Genomic DNA, 16,670 nt, shown 5'->3' with positions numbered 1-16,670 from the left:
AACTTTACTTTCGTTTTTTTGCTGACTATAATTAATAAACTTTGAGCGCCAGATTCACCTCAGATGCTTTTTAATCGCTACAAAAATCTCCATCTGATTCAGCAGCTAGATCCTGAGAGAGACCATTACCAGATTTATCGTCTCATGTTTGGTTACGATTTCCCTTGGGAAATGATGCGATCGCTCGAAGTTGCCTTAATGCGAACTTACTGTATTCCCAGCATTTCTAAATTATTGGATAAAACAGGGGAATTTTATCACCGTTCGCAAAAACGGTATGACGATACAGGCATAATTGTAGGGGAAATTGGCAAGTGGGGTTACGATAGCGATCGCGGCAAACAAGCCATGCAACGTATGAATGCAATCCACGCTCGCTTCAAGATTGACAATGCCGATTTTTTGTATGTACTTTCGACATTCATTTACGATCCAATTCGCTGGAATGCCAGTTTTGGTTGGCGGTTGATGTGCGAACAAGAGAAATTAGCAGCTTTTTACTTCTGGCGGGAAGTAGGGAAGCGGATGCATATTCAAAATATCCCCGAAACCTACGAAGAATTTGAACGCTATAACCGCGACTACGAACAGGAAAACTTTCGTTATTCAGATACAAATCGCCGAGTAGGAGAAGCAACCCGCGATTTGTTTTTGAGTTGGTTTCCTGGTTGGATGGGTTCAGGTTTAAAACCTTTAGTATATGCTTTACTTGATGATACAATTCTCAATGCCTTTGGGTTTGAACATCCTTCCCCATTCCTGCGATCACTGCTTGCAAATATACTCAAACTCCGAGCTAGATTATTGCGTTTCTTCCCACCGCGAAATCAGCCACACTTCTTTATTGATTATCCTATTCGTAGTTATCCAAATGGTTATGAGATAGCTAATATAGGTCCAGCAGAAAATGGTAAAAGATGAATTTTTGACAATTGGAGAAAAAGTGCGTAGACGCAAAGCAGTGAGGGGGTCGCAGTCTTGGATGCCACTTGCTTCAAGCTGGGGAACCCGTCCAAGGCAGTGGCTCCGCTTTCCGTCGATTGCGTTAGCGCAGCAGTAGCGACGCAGGAGCGTCACCCCCGAACTCGGAGGGCTTGTCCTTGGACATCGCTAATTCCAAGAAATTAGACAGAACTCTTGCATTCTCCTCTGCGCCTCTGCGTGAGAAGAAAATCCTTATAACCCTAAAGATTCAAATTTAATAGCTTAGATATTGCAGGCAATAATTGATTAGCAGTTCTCACTAATGTTGCAGAACTTGGTAAACCTGCAAGTGTACCTATCAAAATCTTCAGCGAAGTTCTTGCTAACCTCCGCATACGCCCTTCTTCAGGATTTTTTCCAGCTTCAGCTAACGCAATTACCTGCTCCAAAGCTTCTGCTTTATCTTCAGGATTTAATTCTCTATTGGTGACAATTTCTGTTTGCAGCTGTTGGAGTAAATTTGCCAATCTTGCTGCTTCCGGATCGTCTAAATTTTGCAGTTGAGCAATACTACTATTAACTAAATGAGTAGCATCACTAAATGTCACATCACCTAAATCGATGCCTTGATTTATATTTATGCTTTGCTCACCTACATTAATTGGGTGACTGATAATTATTGAGTCACTCAGTTTTTCAACATATTTGCCGTTCGTAATTACAACTCTCTCACCGCTTCTAAAAATCTGTGTCTCATGTTGGGCAGCAACTAAAGCTGCCTGTATAACTTTATTATCAGGCTGAAGTATTAATGCTTGTCTAAATTGTTCTTTTGCTGCTTCAAATCTATTTTGCTCCATTAGTTCTTGTCCATAACTGAGCAAAGCTTGAACAAATCCTTCCTTATTGCGGATTGGATCAACTTTATAGGCTCGGGCATAGAGTTCTACTGCTTCGTCAAAATCTTTGACATCTATGCATACCTCAGCTAGCCTAAACAGAGCATCAAAGTGGTTGGGATTAATCTGTAATACTTGTTCATATAGCTTGAGTGAGTTTTGGATATCATTATGTTGATATAGCTTTGTTGCTTGTTGATATATGCGATCGGCTTGCCGATCAAGTTTCTCTAGTTCCCAAATTTCTCTTCGCAAAGGATACCGCTTAATTAGCCAGCGACGCACTAACTCAACTGTAATTTTGTAAGTATTCAGGTAATATAACTCTGGTATCTCAGAAACCCCTAATTGCTTGAAGAAGCCCCATTCTAGCAATCTCTCCTCTGCCGTATGAAATGGCTCAGTCAAAACAACACCGCACTGCACAAGCTGTGTTAAGGGTTCTCCTTTAACTACTGAGTTTTTCTGCTGTTGGGCTTGTGCTGCTGTTGAGAAAACTACTCGTTCAGGAATTGGCAATCCATCCCGGAACCATGCTAAACCAGCCTCGCCAATCTCGATCGCCTGCTCTACAATATTTTCTACATCTTGGCGATTCGCTTGCCAGCGTTGCTCATCCCTAGCCTCTGAGAAAAGCGCAAAGCAGATCACTTGCGTAAAATAAGGATGTCCTGCTGAAAGTTCCCAAATTGCATCTATAGCATCAGGTTTATATCTAAGAATTCCTTCAGCAGGTTTAACAATTAGCCGTTCTGTACTGTGTCTATCCAACAGACCAATTTCTCGATGGGGAGCTTGCCTAAATAGACTCAGTAAATTAGGCATATCATCTAATTGCCGCCCCACAACTGGAATAATAAAAAGTTCCTTGTGCCAATAGACAATCGACTGGAGACAAGGAAAGAAGTGAGAAACAGCTGAATCTTCGTTAGAATCAGCCAAAACATCAAACTCATCCAGCAATAGTACTAAATTCTTCCCGTCTATTACTTGATAAATTTGGGGCAAGAAATTATTGAAAAATATTTGTGCATCTTCTTCCAAATCTCTTTTTGAAGGTAAGGCAACTTGGAGGTAGGACAATTCGAGGTAATCAATAATATCTCTTGCCAACTCATGGAGAACTTCACTTAGGGACTTCTGACTTTTACCTTCTAGGGACAAAGGCACGAACAAGAATTGCTCTAGAGTGATAAAGTTAGGAATTTGGGATAGTACAGACGACTTGCCAATCCGTCGCTGACCATGCAGCAAAATCACCTGTGCCCTTTTATTGAGATTGTCTTGGACAAAATTGAATAGATCTTCACGGCCAAAAAATAGCTCTGGTTCGTAAATTGGGCGACCAATAATGTAAGGATTATCTTCCCAATCGGTTGAAGAAACCATTCTTGCCAAGCCCTCCCCGGAGGAAGTAGATCCATCTATACCTTAAGCATAAGGCAGGTGACAATTACTTCTCAAGTAGGGTCGCCCCCAAGTTTACGCACAATCCATACTAAAGACTGGACTACATCTCGATGTTGCCATACCCAACGGATAGCTTTTTTGACTGTACCTGCTTGTTCGCGGCTCATCAAATTGAGAAAAACTTTCTCCCGTCCTTCCAGTTGCGCCTCATTAGTGTTGTAGATTTCTTGAATCACCCACCACTCCATCATCGATGAATTAAAAGTGTAAACGGTTTTCCCTTCATCTAACGTGCGCAGAATTACGCCTCTTTCCTCCAAATCAATTAGTTCTCGACTCCGTTGGCTGAAAACTAGGTCAATGTCACCTAAAGCGTAGCGAGTGTTTCTGTTTAAACGACCTTGGAGACGCACAAGGGCAATTAACATCAACAGAATCTGCTCTTCCTCAGTAGAAAATCTCCATGTATCTCGAAAGTATTGCTCGGTAGCGCTTTCAAAATCCCGTGTGAAAGACTGAATATCAGGGATTTGTCCAGCTTGGATAGTGTCATAGAGCAGATAACCTGCATTTTGCAGCAATGCTGGGTGTCCATCTATAATTTCCAAAACTCCTGCTCTCAAATTACCAGGAATGGGAATGCTAAGTCGGGCATTCACTTCATTAGCAGGTAATGGTCTTAGGAGACGGAAGAGATAATGGTTATACCAAGGTGAACCACCTGGTGTAATTGTCGGGCCAAGTTCGTTGAGGCGGCGAAAAGTTGTAACAATAGTTGAGAGGTATTTACCTTCATTGCTATGAACTGCTAAATCGCGGAACTCACTTAAGAAGGTGAGCATTTGGGCTTCAGTATATTGGTCATTTGGATGCAGAGCAGCATCATAATCATCTAACAACAGTAACAAGAACTTGTCACGCTGCCCAATTTTTCGCAGCATCCGGCGCAAGTCTCCTTTCTCTACCCTTTCTTCCTGTAACAACTGCTTAATATCAGCTTGTAGAGAGTCATCACCTTCAGCCTCATCTTGCAACAGACTGAGAATTTCTCGCCAAAAACCAGAAGGAGTGAAAGGACTTATACCTGTACAGTTGATTGAAATAATCAATGCTTTCGTTGCATCTCGTCCTCGTGCTTGCCAGACTATCGGTGAAGCTAAATATCTTAAAAGCGAAGACTTGCCCATACCAGGACTACCATAAATAGCTAAGTGGGCACGTCGGGAAATTTGATCGAAAGCGATTCTAATTTCAGAATTGCGACCGAAAAAGTAATCTGGAGGTACTGGACCACCAACGTAGAAAGGATTTTGTGGCATTAATCTAATCAGGTCAATAGTTAATAATCAATATAAAACTCGGCTTTTGGCTGAATTTTAGCTGTATAGCTTATAGCTTAATTACATTATTAACTTGTTGACGCGATCGCATCTTCCTCACGCTACACTCAGCGATCGCACAAACCAGATTACGCTTCCGGTTCAATACCAAGCGATCGCAATTGAGCAGTTAGGCGTTCCGCTCTTTCTTCACCAGTTAATAACAAATTACCTTGCTCATCCCACCAGCGCAGCCAAGGTAATTCCATATTCTGATATTCTCCCTGCCAAATACCTAATTCAACTCCCAACGGGGTAATGGAATAATGGCTGCGTTCATTGGCTGACATTGGCTGATATTGTCCATGAATTAATTCATAAACTTCGATGCTGGCTTTATCGACTTCATAAATGCCATAAAAAGCTGAATTCAATACCTGCTCATAAATCCAAAATTTACCTTTTCTAGGAGTTTTGTCTCTTTCTGCTGTACCGTCGCCAGTGACGAATTCTAAGACAATCAACGGCGCAATAGACTCTTGCCACAGCATATAGAATTGTCTTATATGTCCATTGAATATTGGCGGCACATTCGGCACGTAGAACCAACTAGGGGTTACCGCATCTCGTTCTGGAGGATCAGAGCGCCAGTAGATGGGACAATGTTGACCAGTAAAGTATTGCCTATCAGAATGGCGTTTTCGCAACACCTGGCCAATAGAGTCTGTTAATACAAAGCTTTGGGTATATTTTTGGAAGTGTTTTATAAGTTTACTCTCAGCTTCAGGCAGTTGGGTGTGCTCTGTGAGGGTAGTTTCATCTGTGGAGGTGGAGGGATTAGTTGCAGAGGTCATAAGGCTACCTTTGCACTCGGTAAGGGTTGTTTTTTAGTTTAGCAATCAAAGGTGAGGTGAGGCGATCGCACTTCTGAGAAGAAACTAACTCAAGTTTTCAAGAGTCTGGCGTGTGAAAATTAATCTATGTATTTTGGGAGTTGCAACGATGGCTTGGGTAGCAGGTGATCAATTGCAAGGTGGCAAATACACGATTGAAAGGGAGTTGGGAAGGGGACGCTTTGGCATCACTTATTTGGTAAAAAACAAAAATGGCGATCGCCAAGTCATTAAAACCTTAAATGATGACTTGCTAAATTCCCTTAATCAATTGGAGCGCGAACGGCTAAAGACAATGTTTTTGCGGGAGGCTTTAAAGCTTCAAAAGTGTAAGCATAAGTATATTGTGGAGGTTTTAGACTCCTTTGAGGAAGCAGACTGTTTGTGTTTGGTAATGGAGTATGTGGATGAAGCGAGTTTGGCTGACCTACGCCCACCAATACTTTCAGAACCAGATGCATTACATTACATTCAGCAAATTGGGGAAGCACTGATATTTGTACATGAAAATGAACTGATTCATCGGGATGTGCATCCGGGAAATATCTTGTTGCGGAACCGAGAGGGGCAGTTAGAAGCAGTATTAATCGATTTTGGTCTAGCTTTAGATTTCGACCATATCTTAACCACAAGCCGAACTAAGGAAACTTCTGATGGATTTACGCCTCCTGAACTTTATACTAGAGGTACTATAACTCGTGCATATAGCGATATTTATTCACTGGCAGCTACTCTGTATAAACTTCTGACAGGAAGAACACCTGTCGATGCAATAAAGCGCAAAGTGGACGGTGAGCATTTAGTATCTCCAAAAGAATGGAATCCTCAGATTAGCGATCGCACCAACCGAGCAATTTTAACAGGGATGAAGCTAGACCCCAAACAGCGATCGCAATCAATGCGAGAATGGCTTGACTCTTTAGGGTTGACTGGGGAAACTAGCAAGACGGAGATACCTATACCTCCTAAACCGGAATCAAAAATTAATTGGATTGCTGTTACTGCCATTGCAACCTTAATTGCAGCTATTGGAACCTTTTTTTCAGGTATGGCTGGGTTGATTCCGATTTTTAAACCATCTCCGTCTCCTAGTCCAACATCAGTGTCTCCCAGCCCACCATCTAGTAAAACCCCGTAGAATTAGCTAAACTTTCATTAGGATGCTGGCATTAAAGTAATTTTTTAAGTATTTTCTCCGATTTAGAGGTTTTCATGCCTTGGAAAGCAGAACAAAGATTACAAAATGGCAAATATGTAATTGATAAAGTCCTGGGACAGGGGGGATTCGGGATTACTTATAAGGCATTGCATGTTGAACTAAAGCGGATAGTTGTCATCAAGACACCCAATGAACGTCTCAGCAATGACCCAGAATATGAGAAGTATATAGAACGATTTATCCAAGAAGGGCGGACACTAGCACGTTTATCTGAAGACCCACATCCTCACATTGTAGGAGTGATTGACTTTTTTAAGGAAAGTGCTATCCACTGCTTGGTGATGAATTTTGTAAAGGGAGAAAATTTGTTTGAGGCAGTAAAACGTAGAGGGGCGTTACCACAAGCAGAGATTGTACCCTGTATCCGCCAAATTGGAGAAGCTTTAATAGTGGTGCATGAAGCAGGGCTAGTACACCGAGATGCTCACCCTCAAAACATAATGCTAGCGAACAATAGTAAAGCGGTTTTGATTGACTTTGGTATAGCCAAACAAGTAGTTCCTTCATCGGATACCTCAATCAATAAGGATGGTCATAGGGCTTTTGCACCCTATGAACAGCAGACTGGAGGCAGTCGGGAGCCAAACGTCGATATTTATTCTCTAGCTGCCACACTCTATTATGCGGTGACAGGTAAATTCCCTACAAATTCTCTGGATCGCAAGCTAAACAGTACTTCTCTGACTCCACCTAAACAAATTAATCGAAAGATTAGCGATCAATTAAATCAAGCAATTCTCAATGGTATGGCGCTGGAGGCAGAAGACCGCCCTTACTCGATGCAAACATGGTTGGCAATGTTAGAAGCACCAAAAGCAACCCCTCCACCATCTGTTGAGCCAGCTCATAGAAAAGAAGTTATTCGTTCCAAACCCAAGCTTAACTCAGAGGGAATTTCTAGTAAATCAGTTAGAATTATTCCCTGGGGCAGGCTGATTGGTGTCTTATTCAACTACTTATTGATAGGCTACTTCTTAGCCGCGTCTAACACTCCGTACATATTTTGGATTGCGACTGCTATAGCTGTGACTGTAGCTGCGGCTGGGGCTGAGGCTTGGGGTGTGGCTTGGACTGCGATTATGGTTATGGCTTGGGCTGTGGCTTGGGCTGTGGCTAAGTCTGCGCTTGGGTCGACCAATGCTAAGGTTAACGCTGACCCTATCGCTGTGGTTTTCTCTTTGCTTCTTGCTGGGTTTGCGGCTGCGTTTGTGGGTTATACTGTGTTTATCGCTGGGGAAATACTTGAGAATGTGGTTGGAGATAAATTACAAGGTTTTAACAAGGTTAATACTTTTCTAATTTTAGCTAGCACTTCTGGTCTAGGCTTGGGTTTGGGATGGTTAGGACATAGGATTTTTTAATACAGGTTGATAGCTTTATCATTTGAACTTAACTGGTAAAAAATTAAATATTAAATTTCCGGCTCAATACCAAGCGCTGGTTTTAAGAGCGTTGTTATGGAAGATAAGCTAGGTAAATAAACTGATATCTACATTAAAATAGTCCGCCAACGCTTCTGCTTGAGTTTTACTAATGGTGCGTTCGTGAAGCGTCTCCGAAGGAAAATCGCCATGACATATCGTAGTTAACCTGAGCTCGGGATAAGAAATCCTCAAACCCTTTGATTTTGCGTTGTCCGGTCTGAAGCTTGGTTTTCATATATTCTCAATAAGGCATGTTGTTGATATTAATCTCATTTGTAAACCTTATTGACGCAACGATTCCACTTTAATCACTTCTTTTACGACTTAGAATTTTTCTCAATCTATACACAATAAGCTTTTTAGCTTCTGGCTTAACCCGAACTCAGGTTAGTTAACTATGCTAATTTTTCTCTAACCCAAATACGAAAAGATTTCAACAAAGCAACCTCACCCATGCTTTGACTTTGCTGAATAAATCTACTCATCTCATTCACTGAAATCAGAGGAAAAGCGATGCTAGATTTACACTCAACATATTGCCCTGCTTGCAACTGATAAAATTTCAAATTTTGCCCATCATATCGCCAAAGTTCATTTATAGCTAACGCTGCGTAAATATTAAATTTATTAATTGAACTATTAGTAATATCAATTTCAATTGCTAAATCAGGTGGTGGATCTGTTTCTAAATTTAGACTTTTCTTACCTCTAACTCTTGGTTCATTTTGTATATAGTAGCAGTTATCTGGCTCTATCCCTTTTCTTGCTAATTTGCGCTTCAATGTTGTAGAGCCAGCACTTTTAATTTCTTTTCCTATTTCTTCAGTCAAAGCAAATATCAAGCGATCAAATTGAATTTTGGTATTTTCATGTTCAAAAAGTGGTGTCATGATTTCTAAAGTACTGCCATCATAAGCAAACCGAGAGTCTCTATCCTCACCTGTGTCTTTTAGCAAGGCTTCAAAGGTTTCCCAGCTAATGTTATGTAGTACTGTTCTTTGTTCTGCGGGTGTTGACTGGACTAGCATATTAAAATACTTCTTTCATGACAATATTAGATAAAATTCCTAAAATCTTACCTATATTATTAAGATAATATTCACTTAAGTCAATTTCCACCACTTGTCCCTTCATCTGCAAAAACTTTTAGTTATAGCAAGGGACTAAGAGCGTTGTTATGGAATATCAGCTAAGTAAATAAACTGACATCTACATTAAAATAATCTGCCAACGCTTCTGCTTGAGTTTTACTAATGGTGCTGCCATTAACAATTTGCAAGGCAATTTCCAATGAACCAATTACCTGTGCTATTGCTTCAGTTGTCATATCGCGTGCGTCCATCAGATGCATTAACATCAACATCGAATTGGGTGTACTTGGGAGGATTGGGTAATGAGTTTCTTCAAACTGTTCAATTAATGTCACCAACAGTTGCAACAGCATCTCTTCTTCTGGTGTACGATTAGGACGATGTTCTAAGGTTAATGCGAGTGCTATAGCTTGTTCGTTTTCTGCTTCCGTGGTAATTATTTTTGGCTGATACTCGGCTAGCAATTTATTTTTCTTCACACAGTTTGGTTTTATTGTGCTGACTTACTTATCTTGATTTAATACTAAGTAGATCGGACTGCTTAGTTGTTAGTTGTTGCGCTCGCCGAAATAGTAATTGTAGTATCGGAAATAGCAATTGTAGTGTCCGAAATAGCAATTGTAGTGTCCGAAATAGCAATTGTAGTGTCCGAAATAGCAATTGTAGTGTCCGAAATAGCAATTGTAGTGTCGGAAATGGCAAATGCGAAGCTGAAAACCCTCTTTTGTGGTCAGAATACTATCTTTGCAGGGGTAAGGGTGGTTTTTTAGTTTAGCAATCAAAGGAGCGGTGAGGTGATCGCACTTTCTTTGGCAATCAGTAAAGTAAAAATGCGATCGCCTCTTTTATTTACTTAGTTAATACCAAATTAACTGGCGCTACTCCCGCCAAATCTAAAATTTCGGGAATCAAATCTTCTCGCTTCACTGCCATCATGTGGACACCATGACACAATTGCCGTGCAATTTGCACTTGTTCGGCAGCGATTTTCACTCCTTCTTCAAGTGGATGTTTCGCTTTTGCTAACCGATCAATAATGTGTTGGGGAATATTTACTCCCGGAACACATTTATTAATAAACTGGGCATTTTTTGCCGATTTAAACAGAAAAATTCCTGCCAAAATGGGTTTTTTATAACCAGCAGCGATGGTGTCCATGAATTTTTCTAAGCGCTCAAAATCTGTGATTAATTGACTTTGAAAAAATTGCGCTCCGGCTTCGATTTTGCGTTCAAATCGACTTTGTAAGCCTGATAAACTTGCACATTGTGGGTCAACTGCTGCACCAGTAAATAAATCTAGTGCGCCATCTGTGAGGGACTGTTCATTACTGTCAAATCCTTGATTCATCTTTCTAATCAGTTGCAGCAGTCGCACGGCTTCTAAGTCAAACACACTTTTGGCATCGGGGTGATCGCCTGCTTTCACAGGGTCACCAGTCAAAGCTAAAATGTTACGGATACCCAAAGCATGAGCACCCATTAAGTCACTTTGTAAACCAATTCGGTTGCGATCGCGGCAAGCAATCTGACAAATCGGTTCAATTCCATGTTGTAATAAAATTGCCGAAGCCACTAACGAAGACATCCGCAATACTGCTCGGCTACCATCGGTAATATTGACGGCATGAACTCTCCCCTTAAGAGTCGCCGCCATTTGAAGCATGTGTGTTGGATCTCCGCCTTTAGGAGGTGCTACCTCGGCAGTAACTAAAAATTCGCCTGCTTGCGCGGCTCTGCGAAAGGCATTCAAGACTGTCGTACTCTGGGTATCAGACATAACATTCAAGATTTCAATTTTCTTACAGGGTAAAACAAATTACCCATAAAAGCGAAATCTTTAAAGAGGCATAGAGTAACCCAACGCAGCTTTCACTTCTGCTAGAGTTTGGTTAGCAACTGCTTGAGCTTTTTGCCGTCCCTCTCGCAACACGTTGTCTAGATAGCCTTTGTCATCCATCACAGCGTGATATTTATCTTGGATCGGTTTTAGGGCTGCGATCGCTGTTTCTGTCAATAATGGCTTGAATTGCCCCCAACCCATATCCTGGCACTCAGCTGCTACTTCTTCCTTCTTTTTGCCAGACAAAAGCATATATAGTGTTAACAAGTTGTTACACTCTGGACGCTCTGAATCGTCAAAAGTTAAACCACGAATCGGATCGGTTTTACAGCGCTTAATTTTATTGGCAATCTGTTCTGGTGTATCTAATAAATTAATCCGGCTTAATTCCGAAGGATCGGACTTGGACATTTTGCGCGTACCATCAGTCAAACTCATCACCCTTGCGCCTTCCTTGCGAATCAAAGGTGCTGGTAGCTTCAGCACTGGTTGATCTGGTTTAGCAAATAAGTGATTAAATCGGTTGACAATATCCCGCGTCAATTCTATGTGTTGCTTTTGGTCTTCACCTACAGGAACAAAATCTGCTTTGTATAGCAAAATGTCAGAAGACATCAGCACTGGGTAGTCCAATAAACCTACGCCTACATTTTCACCTTGTTTGACAGCTTTTTCCTTGAACTGGATCATGTCTTGCAGCCAATTGAGCGGAGTAATGCAGTTGAGCAACCAGGTAAGTTCGCTGTGTGCGGAGACGTGAGATTGTATGAAGATAGTGGAATCATTTAAATCGAGACCACAAGCTAAATAGAAAGCAACGAGGGTATACGTATTCGATGCCAACTCTTTAGGGTCGTGTGGCATCGTAATCGCGTGCAAATCCGCTACAAAGAGGTAATTTTCGTATTCACTCTGGGTTTCTACCCAGTTACGAATGGCTCCCAAGTAATTGCCTAAATGCAAACTCCCAGTTGGTTGAACTCCCGACAGAACACGCTGCTTGCCCATAAATTTCAAGTTAGTTATCTCAAATCCGCGCTATGTAAAGCGGCGGTTACAAAACTCATTTAATTTTGACATTTTCTAGCTGCATTGGGCATTTGTCATTTGTCATTAGTCATTTGTTCTTCTTCCCCTCATCTCCTCCTTGTCCCCCTTGTCTTCCCACACTCCCTTGTCTCTCAAAAAGTATGTACCTTCAGTTTACAAAAGTCGATAAAAGTTAAAGTCGCGTCAGATCGAGTAGCAGTAATCTGGGAATAAGTAACTTTTCTACTCCGGGGTATGTGCTGATGAGAGCCTTACTACTCTGGCCGATAATGCCCAATTCTTTTTGGTCTTACCAAGAGACACTTGATCTGGCAGGTTTACGTTCTACCAATCCACCACTGGGTTTAATAACTATAGCAGCAATGCTGCCTAGTGATTGGGAAATTAGATTTGCCGATCGCAATGTCTCTCTAGAGACAGATGAAGATTGGGATTGGTGTGAGATGGTAATTATCTCTGCGATGATTATCCAGAAACAAGATTTTAGAGAGTTAATTCAAAAAGGAGTTGCTTTAGGTAAAAAGGTAGCAGTAGGTGGTCCATACCCTACTTCAGTACCAGAATTTGCTTTAGAAGCAGGAGCGCAATATCTAATTTTAGATGAAGGGGAATGCACTATTCCCATGTTTTTAGAAGCTTTGGCACGGGGAGATGAACGGGGAATTTTCCGTTCTCCAGAAAAACCCGATGTCACCCAAACGCCAATTGCTCGGTTTGACTTACTCAATCTCGATGCATACTTGGCAATTACATTACAATTCTCCCGTGGTTGTCCGTTTCAATGCGAGTTTTGCGACATTATTAATTTGTATGGACGCAAGCCCCGCACCAAGACACCAGAACAGATGTTGCGGGAATTTCAAACTATCTACGATTTAGGCTGGCGACGGTATGTGTTTGTTGTGGATGATAACTTTATCGGCAATAAACGCAATGCTAAGATCTTTTTACAAGCCCTCATCCCCTGGATGGAAGCACACAATTACCCCTTTATCCTGCTAACAGAAGCTTCACTAAATCTAGCTGAGGATGATGAATTAGTTGAGTTGATGGTTAAAGCTGGCTTCACCCTGGTATTTATGGGTATCGAAACCCCAGATACAGATAGTCTTTTGGGGATTCACAAAGTCCAGAATACACGCAAGGACTTAATTGAATCTTGCCACAAAATCACACGGGCAGGATTGCAGATTATGTCTGGTTTTATCATCGGCTTTGACAATGAACGTCCTGGTGCGGGAGAAAGAATTCGAGAATTTATTGAGGAGACTGGCATTCCCCAAGGGCAGTTTAGTATGCTGCAAGCATTACAAAATACTGCCATGTGGAATCGTCTCCAGCAGGAAGGGCGATTGGTTGATGGTTTGGGAACCTTCCACCAAGGCGCAATTATGAACTTTAAACCAACACGCCCAGTGGAGGAAATTACAGAGGAATACATCCAAGCATTTTGGAACATCTATGAGCCAATGCCTTACTTGAAACGCACATTTCGCCACTTTATGATGATGAACGGGTGGCGGGGGAAAACTCAGCGGAAAATAACTTCACATGAGATGAGACTGTTTACCGCAATTTGCTGGCGACAGGGTGTAGTGCGTTCCACAAGGTGGCGATTCTGGTGGCAATTGGTAGCGATCGCCTTTGCTAAACCGCGTTTACTATATGATTATCTAACTACCTTGGGTGTTGGCGAACATTTCTTCAACTACCGCTATGAAGTGAGAGCACAGCTACTAGCTAAACTAGCAGATTTAAAGCAGAAGCAACAAGAACAAAAAGCCAGTTATCAGCTAGAGCCTGTTAGTTAAATCAGCGATTTTTGAGGCGATCGCCCTTGAAGTGTAAGATGAGAGCGATCGCTTTCTTTTGCTGTACCTGTTCTGTCTGGTTAACACCGCCGATGGCGAAAGAGTTTTCAGGATGTTCCACAGAGGTGGGAGCCTTGACTTTAACCACACTTGAGATCCGATTTTTAGTTCACAGAAAACTTGTGGTTGAGTATTAAGCTTTAGGGATAATCTCTCAGATTTTCACCGACAAAGTAGAGCAAAAATCAATTTATTTACATTATTGGCTTTATATTTGTTGCAAAAGCAGCGTCCGCTACGTACCAGGTTAGAGATAGTAGGCAAAGAGCAGTCTTTCTCTTTTACTCTAACCAATCAATAATATGTTCCAGAAATTGGTATTATTAGCCCAGTTTACATCTTAAATATTTTCTTTTTTGAAATTTTATACCAAAGCTTGAGTTAGATTTTAGTTTACCCAAGCTATGCCTTGCAAGGGTCTTCGCCAAACCTAAACTCTTACCCCAGATACATATTTTTTGGTTGACGTGCTTTAAATTACATGATATCTTTCTAACAAGAATTTTACTAAAATTTAAATTTATTCCTAAAAAAGCATACCAATGTAATTAGTAATCAGCTAATTATATCGGAGCAAATAACAACTTATTCTCTCAAGAGATTAGTAAAAATTCCTATTATCAAGCAAGTAACCAGGAATTACATAATCCTAATATTCGCTTATTTGAATTTCTGTAAATCCTTGTTCAAAGTTTGGTCTTTTGAATAAAAGTTTATTGGCTTTTTTCTAGTATTTAATAATACCTTTAAAGGTGTTTTTCACTAAATGCGAAACATAGATAAAAAGGCTCATTTAAGTATGAGCGATGACCTCCGAACAAGTCACATAGAAGCTATTGCAAATGATCATACAGTATCACTCAACTGGATACTAAACAGTTCAGATTCTGGCAGTCTCTTGGACTTAAATAAAACTAATGTAACAGTAACATCGGACTATACCAGAGATAGCAGCCATTTAGTCGTGGCAGGTGTTGATGATCATCACCTTAATTTAGCTGCTCACCTCTGGACAAATTTCAAACAAATAGCTGGAAATGAAATTAATGGCGTTCACAGTTGGGACTTTGGCAATAAAGATAATTATCCAATAGGCGATCGCTTACTTAGAGAAAATAGAATTAACGTTTTAGGTAAGCTTGCTACTTCAGGCAAAAATAGCTTACGTGCGGCAAGAGTCAGCCCGAATGTCTCAAGCATTGCTAACAATGACTTCCAAACAAATCAAATCAAGACGGATGCAGATAATGCAGTAACACCCGACTGGACACCCAACGATACATATTTTGACAGTCTTTGGGGTTTAAAAAAGATTGATGCGCCAGCCACGTGGGACCATACCACAGGTAGTAGGAGCGTAATAGTTGGCGTTGTTGATACTGGTGTTGATTATACTCACCCCGATCTAGCTGCTAACATTTGGACGAATACCAGAGAAATAGCAGGAAATGGAATTGATGATGATAAGAACGGTTATGTTGACGATATCCACGGTTGGGACTTTGGCGATGGAGATAACAATCCCACAGACGATCACCCACGAGGAGGTCATGGAACTCATGTTTCGGGTATCCTTGGTGCGTCAGGTAATAATAGCCTAGGTGTGATCGGGGTAAGCCCGAATGTCTCAATAATGCCTACAAAGCATTTTAGCTCAAGTGACACAGAAGGATATTTGTGGGATGTTCCGCAAGGTATTTATTATGCAGTAAATAACAAAGCCAAAATCATCAACCTCAGCTTTGGCTCAAGCTCTTTTGACCAAGAGCAATATAATGCTCTGAAGTATGCATACGATCGCGGCGTTTTAGTTATAGCAGCAGCAGGTAACAGCAACCAAAATACTGATACCACTCCCCACTATCCAGCAAACTACGATCTTCCTAATATAATTTCCGTTACAGCTACTGATGAGAATGACCAGTTAGCCTATTTTTCCAACTATGGTGTTAATTCCGTAGATTTAGCCGCACCTGGGGTAAATATCAAAAGTACCCTTCCTAATAATCAGTACGATGAGTGGAATGGCACGTCAATGGCTGTTCCCTATGTTAGTGGTGCTGCGGCATTACTTTTAGCTACTAACCCCAATCTCAGTGTTTTAGATCTGAGATATGCCTTACTTTCAAGTGTTGACAAGCTTGATTCTTTGCAAGGCAAAACCAACACTGGTGGTCGCTTGAATGTGCTGAAAGCCTATCAACAAGTTGCTGGAAATAATAACCCGCAGCCTGATAGTTTAACAACCACTACTGTTGTTGCGTCAGACGCAGCTAAAATTCACATTGAAGCAGAGAACTACAACAATGCTTACGACACAACATCTGGGAATGCAGGTGGAAAATATCGCAGAGATTTAAATGTAGATATCGAGAATACTAGTGATATTGGAGGAGGCTATGATGTAACTGCGATCCAAACTGGGGAATGGCTAACCTACAATGTGAACATATCTGAAAATGGATTCTATGACATGCAAGCTCGGGTCGCTACTGGGGATATTGCTCAAAAACAAATCAAGGTTTCAATTGATAATAGCCAAGAGCAAACCCTCAGCTTTGGTTATACAGGAGGCTATCAAACTTGGACTAATGCGAGCTTACAAGGAATGAACTTGAGCGCAGGTAGTCATGAACTACGCTTAGATATCCTCACAGGTGATTTTAATATTAACTACATTGATTTGATTCCCACAAACATAGCTTAGGGAATACATGGCAATCTTTCT

The 16,670-nt window shown here is 41.1% G+C and carries 13 protein-coding genes; 5 read left to right on the top strand and 8 right to left on the bottom strand.

Going from position 1 to position 16,670, the window contains the following annotated elements:
• Positions 1 to 63: 63 nt before the first annotated feature.
• Positions 64 to 921 carry an oxygenase MpaB family protein gene (locus BV375_RS04000; protein ID WP_086757507.1) on the top strand — a complete coding sequence of 286 codons (858 nt, stop codon included), beginning with the start codon at positions 64 to 66 and terminating at the stop codon, positions 919 to 921.
• Between the two features lie 263 nt (positions 922 to 1,184).
• On the opposite strand, the gene BV375_RS03995 is transcribed toward BV375_RS04000, so the two are convergent.
• The 3 genes from BV375_RS03995 to BV375_RS03985 all read right to left on the bottom strand — a co-directional run bounded on the left by BV375_RS03995 (position 1,185) and on the right by BV375_RS03985 (position 5,406).
• Positions 1,185 to 3,212 carry an ATP-binding protein gene (locus BV375_RS03995; protein WP_086757505.1) on the bottom strand — a complete coding sequence of 676 codons (2,028 nt, stop codon included), beginning with the start codon at positions 3,210 to 3,212 and terminating at the stop codon, positions 1,185 to 1,187.
• Between the two features lie 71 nt (positions 3,213 to 3,283).
• A complete protein-coding gene (locus BV375_RS03990) occupies positions 3,284 to 4,552 on the bottom strand; it encodes an ATP-binding protein (RefSeq protein ID WP_086757503.1) in 1,269 nt (422 codons plus the stop codon).
• Positions 4,553 to 4,701: 149 nt separating this feature from the next.
• Complete coding sequence (locus BV375_RS03985) at positions 4,702 to 5,406, bottom strand: Uma2 family endonuclease (RefSeq protein WP_086757501.1); 705 nt, start codon at positions 5,404 to 5,406, stop codon at positions 4,702 to 4,704.
• Positions 5,407 to 5,518: 112 nt separating this feature from the next.
• On the opposite strand from BV375_RS03985, the gene BV375_RS03980 reads away from it, so the two are divergent.
• Both BV375_RS03980 and BV375_RS03975 read left to right on the top strand, forming a co-directional pair.
• The gene (locus BV375_RS03980; RefSeq protein ID WP_243713838.1) at positions 5,519 to 6,583 is read left to right on the top strand and encodes a serine/threonine-protein kinase; all 1,065 of its coding nucleotides are present in this window, start codon (positions 5,519 to 5,521) and stop codon (positions 6,581 to 6,583) included.
• 74 nt (positions 6,584 to 6,657) lie between these two features.
• Positions 6,658 to 8,025, top strand: a complete 1,368-nt coding sequence (locus tag BV375_RS03975; RefSeq protein WP_086757497.1) for a serine/threonine-protein kinase — start codon at positions 6,658 to 6,660, stop codon at positions 8,023 to 8,025.
• A gap of 458 nt (positions 8,026 to 8,483) precedes the next feature.
• Here BV375_RS03975 and BV375_RS03970 read toward each other — a convergent pair whose 3' ends face one another.
• From BV375_RS03970 to trpS, 4 genes are all read right to left on the bottom strand, one after another.
• Positions 8,484 to 9,116, bottom strand: coding sequence for a Uma2 family endonuclease (locus tag BV375_RS03970; protein ID WP_086757494.1), 633 nt, complete (start codon positions 9,114 to 9,116; stop codon positions 8,484 to 8,486).
• A 161-nt stretch (positions 9,117 to 9,277) separates the two neighbouring features.
• Positions 9,278 to 9,658, bottom strand: coding sequence for a transcriptional regulator (locus BV375_RS03965; RefSeq protein ID WP_243713837.1), 381 nt, complete (start codon positions 9,656 to 9,658; stop codon positions 9,278 to 9,280).
• Positions 9,659 to 10,028: 370 nt separating this feature from the next.
• The gene (locus BV375_RS03955) at positions 10,029 to 10,958 is read right to left on the bottom strand and encodes a methylenetetrahydrofolate reductase (protein ID WP_086757484.1); all 930 of its coding nucleotides are present in this window, start codon (positions 10,956 to 10,958) and stop codon (positions 10,029 to 10,031) included.
• Positions 10,959 to 11,018: 60 nt separating this feature from the next.
• Positions 11,019 to 12,029, bottom strand: coding sequence for a tryptophan--tRNA ligase (gene trpS / locus BV375_RS03950; protein ID WP_086757483.1), 1,011 nt, complete (start codon positions 12,027 to 12,029; stop codon positions 11,019 to 11,021).
• 284 nt (positions 12,030 to 12,313) lie between these two features.
• Between trpS and BV375_RS03945 the strand changes: the two genes are divergently transcribed.
• Positions 12,314 to 13,882 (top strand): B12-binding domain-containing radical SAM protein, encoded by a 1,569-nt coding sequence (locus BV375_RS03945; RefSeq protein ID WP_086757482.1) that lies wholly within the window; start codon positions 12,314 to 12,316, stop codon positions 13,880 to 13,882.
• Position 13,883: 1 nt separating this feature from the next.
• Here the strand turns inward: BV375_RS03945 and BV375_RS36515 are convergent, their stop codons facing one another.
• Positions 13,884 to 14,030: a hypothetical protein gene (locus BV375_RS36515; protein ID WP_166507364.1), complete on the bottom strand. Its 147-nt coding sequence runs from the start codon at positions 14,028 to 14,030 to the stop codon at positions 13,884 to 13,886.
• A 678-nt stretch (positions 14,031 to 14,708) separates the two neighbouring features.
• Here BV375_RS36515 and BV375_RS03940 point away from each other — a divergent pair.
• Positions 14,709 to 16,649, top strand: coding sequence for a S8 family serine peptidase (locus BV375_RS03940; RefSeq protein ID WP_086757481.1), 1,941 nt, complete (start codon positions 14,709 to 14,711; stop codon positions 16,647 to 16,649).
• The last annotated feature ends 21 nt before the right edge of the window (positions 16,650 to 16,670 follow it).

Source organism: Nostoc sp. 106C (assembly GCF_002154725.1).
Taxonomy (GTDB): domain Bacteria; phylum Cyanobacteriota; class Cyanobacteriia; order Cyanobacteriales; family Nostocaceae; genus Aulosira.
Note: the sequence above shows the minus strand (reverse complement) of the source record. Positions and strands in the feature narration are given on the sequence as shown.

Bases quoted from the DNA above. Each gene is read 5' to 3' on its own strand.
- BV375_RS04000 (WP_086757507.1), top strand. From the start codon at position 64: ATGCTTTTTAATCGCTACAAAAATCTCCATCTGATTCAGCAGCTAGAT.
- BV375_RS03995 (WP_086757505.1), bottom strand. From the start codon at position 3,212: ATGGTTTCTTCAACCGATTGGGAAGATAATCCTTACATTATTGGTCGC.
- BV375_RS03990 (WP_086757503.1), bottom strand. From the start codon at position 4,552: ATGCCACAAAATCCTTTCTACGTTGGTGGTCCAGTACCTCCAGATTAC.
- BV375_RS03985 (WP_086757501.1), bottom strand. From the start codon at position 5,406: ATGACCTCTGCAACTAATCCCTCCACCTCCACAGATGAAACTACCCTC.
- BV375_RS03975 (WP_086757497.1), top strand. From the start codon at position 6,658: ATGCCTTGGAAAGCAGAACAAAGATTACAAAATGGCAAATATGTAATT.
- BV375_RS03970 (WP_086757494.1), bottom strand. From the start codon at position 9,116: ATGCTAGTCCAGTCAACACCCGCAGAACAAAGAACAGTACTACATAAC.
- BV375_RS03955 (WP_086757484.1), bottom strand. From the start codon at position 10,958: ATGTCTGATACCCAGAGTACGACAGTCTTGAATGCCTTTCGCAGAGCC.
- trpS (WP_086757483.1), bottom strand. From the start codon at position 12,029: ATGGGCAAGCAGCGTGTTCTGTCGGGAGTTCAACCAACTGGGAGTTTG.
- BV375_RS03945 (WP_086757482.1), top strand. From the start codon at position 12,314: ATGAGAGCCTTACTACTCTGGCCGATAATGCCCAATTCTTTTTGGTCT.
- BV375_RS03940 (WP_086757481.1), top strand. From the start codon at position 14,709: ATGCGAAACATAGATAAAAAGGCTCATTTAAGTATGAGCGATGACCTC.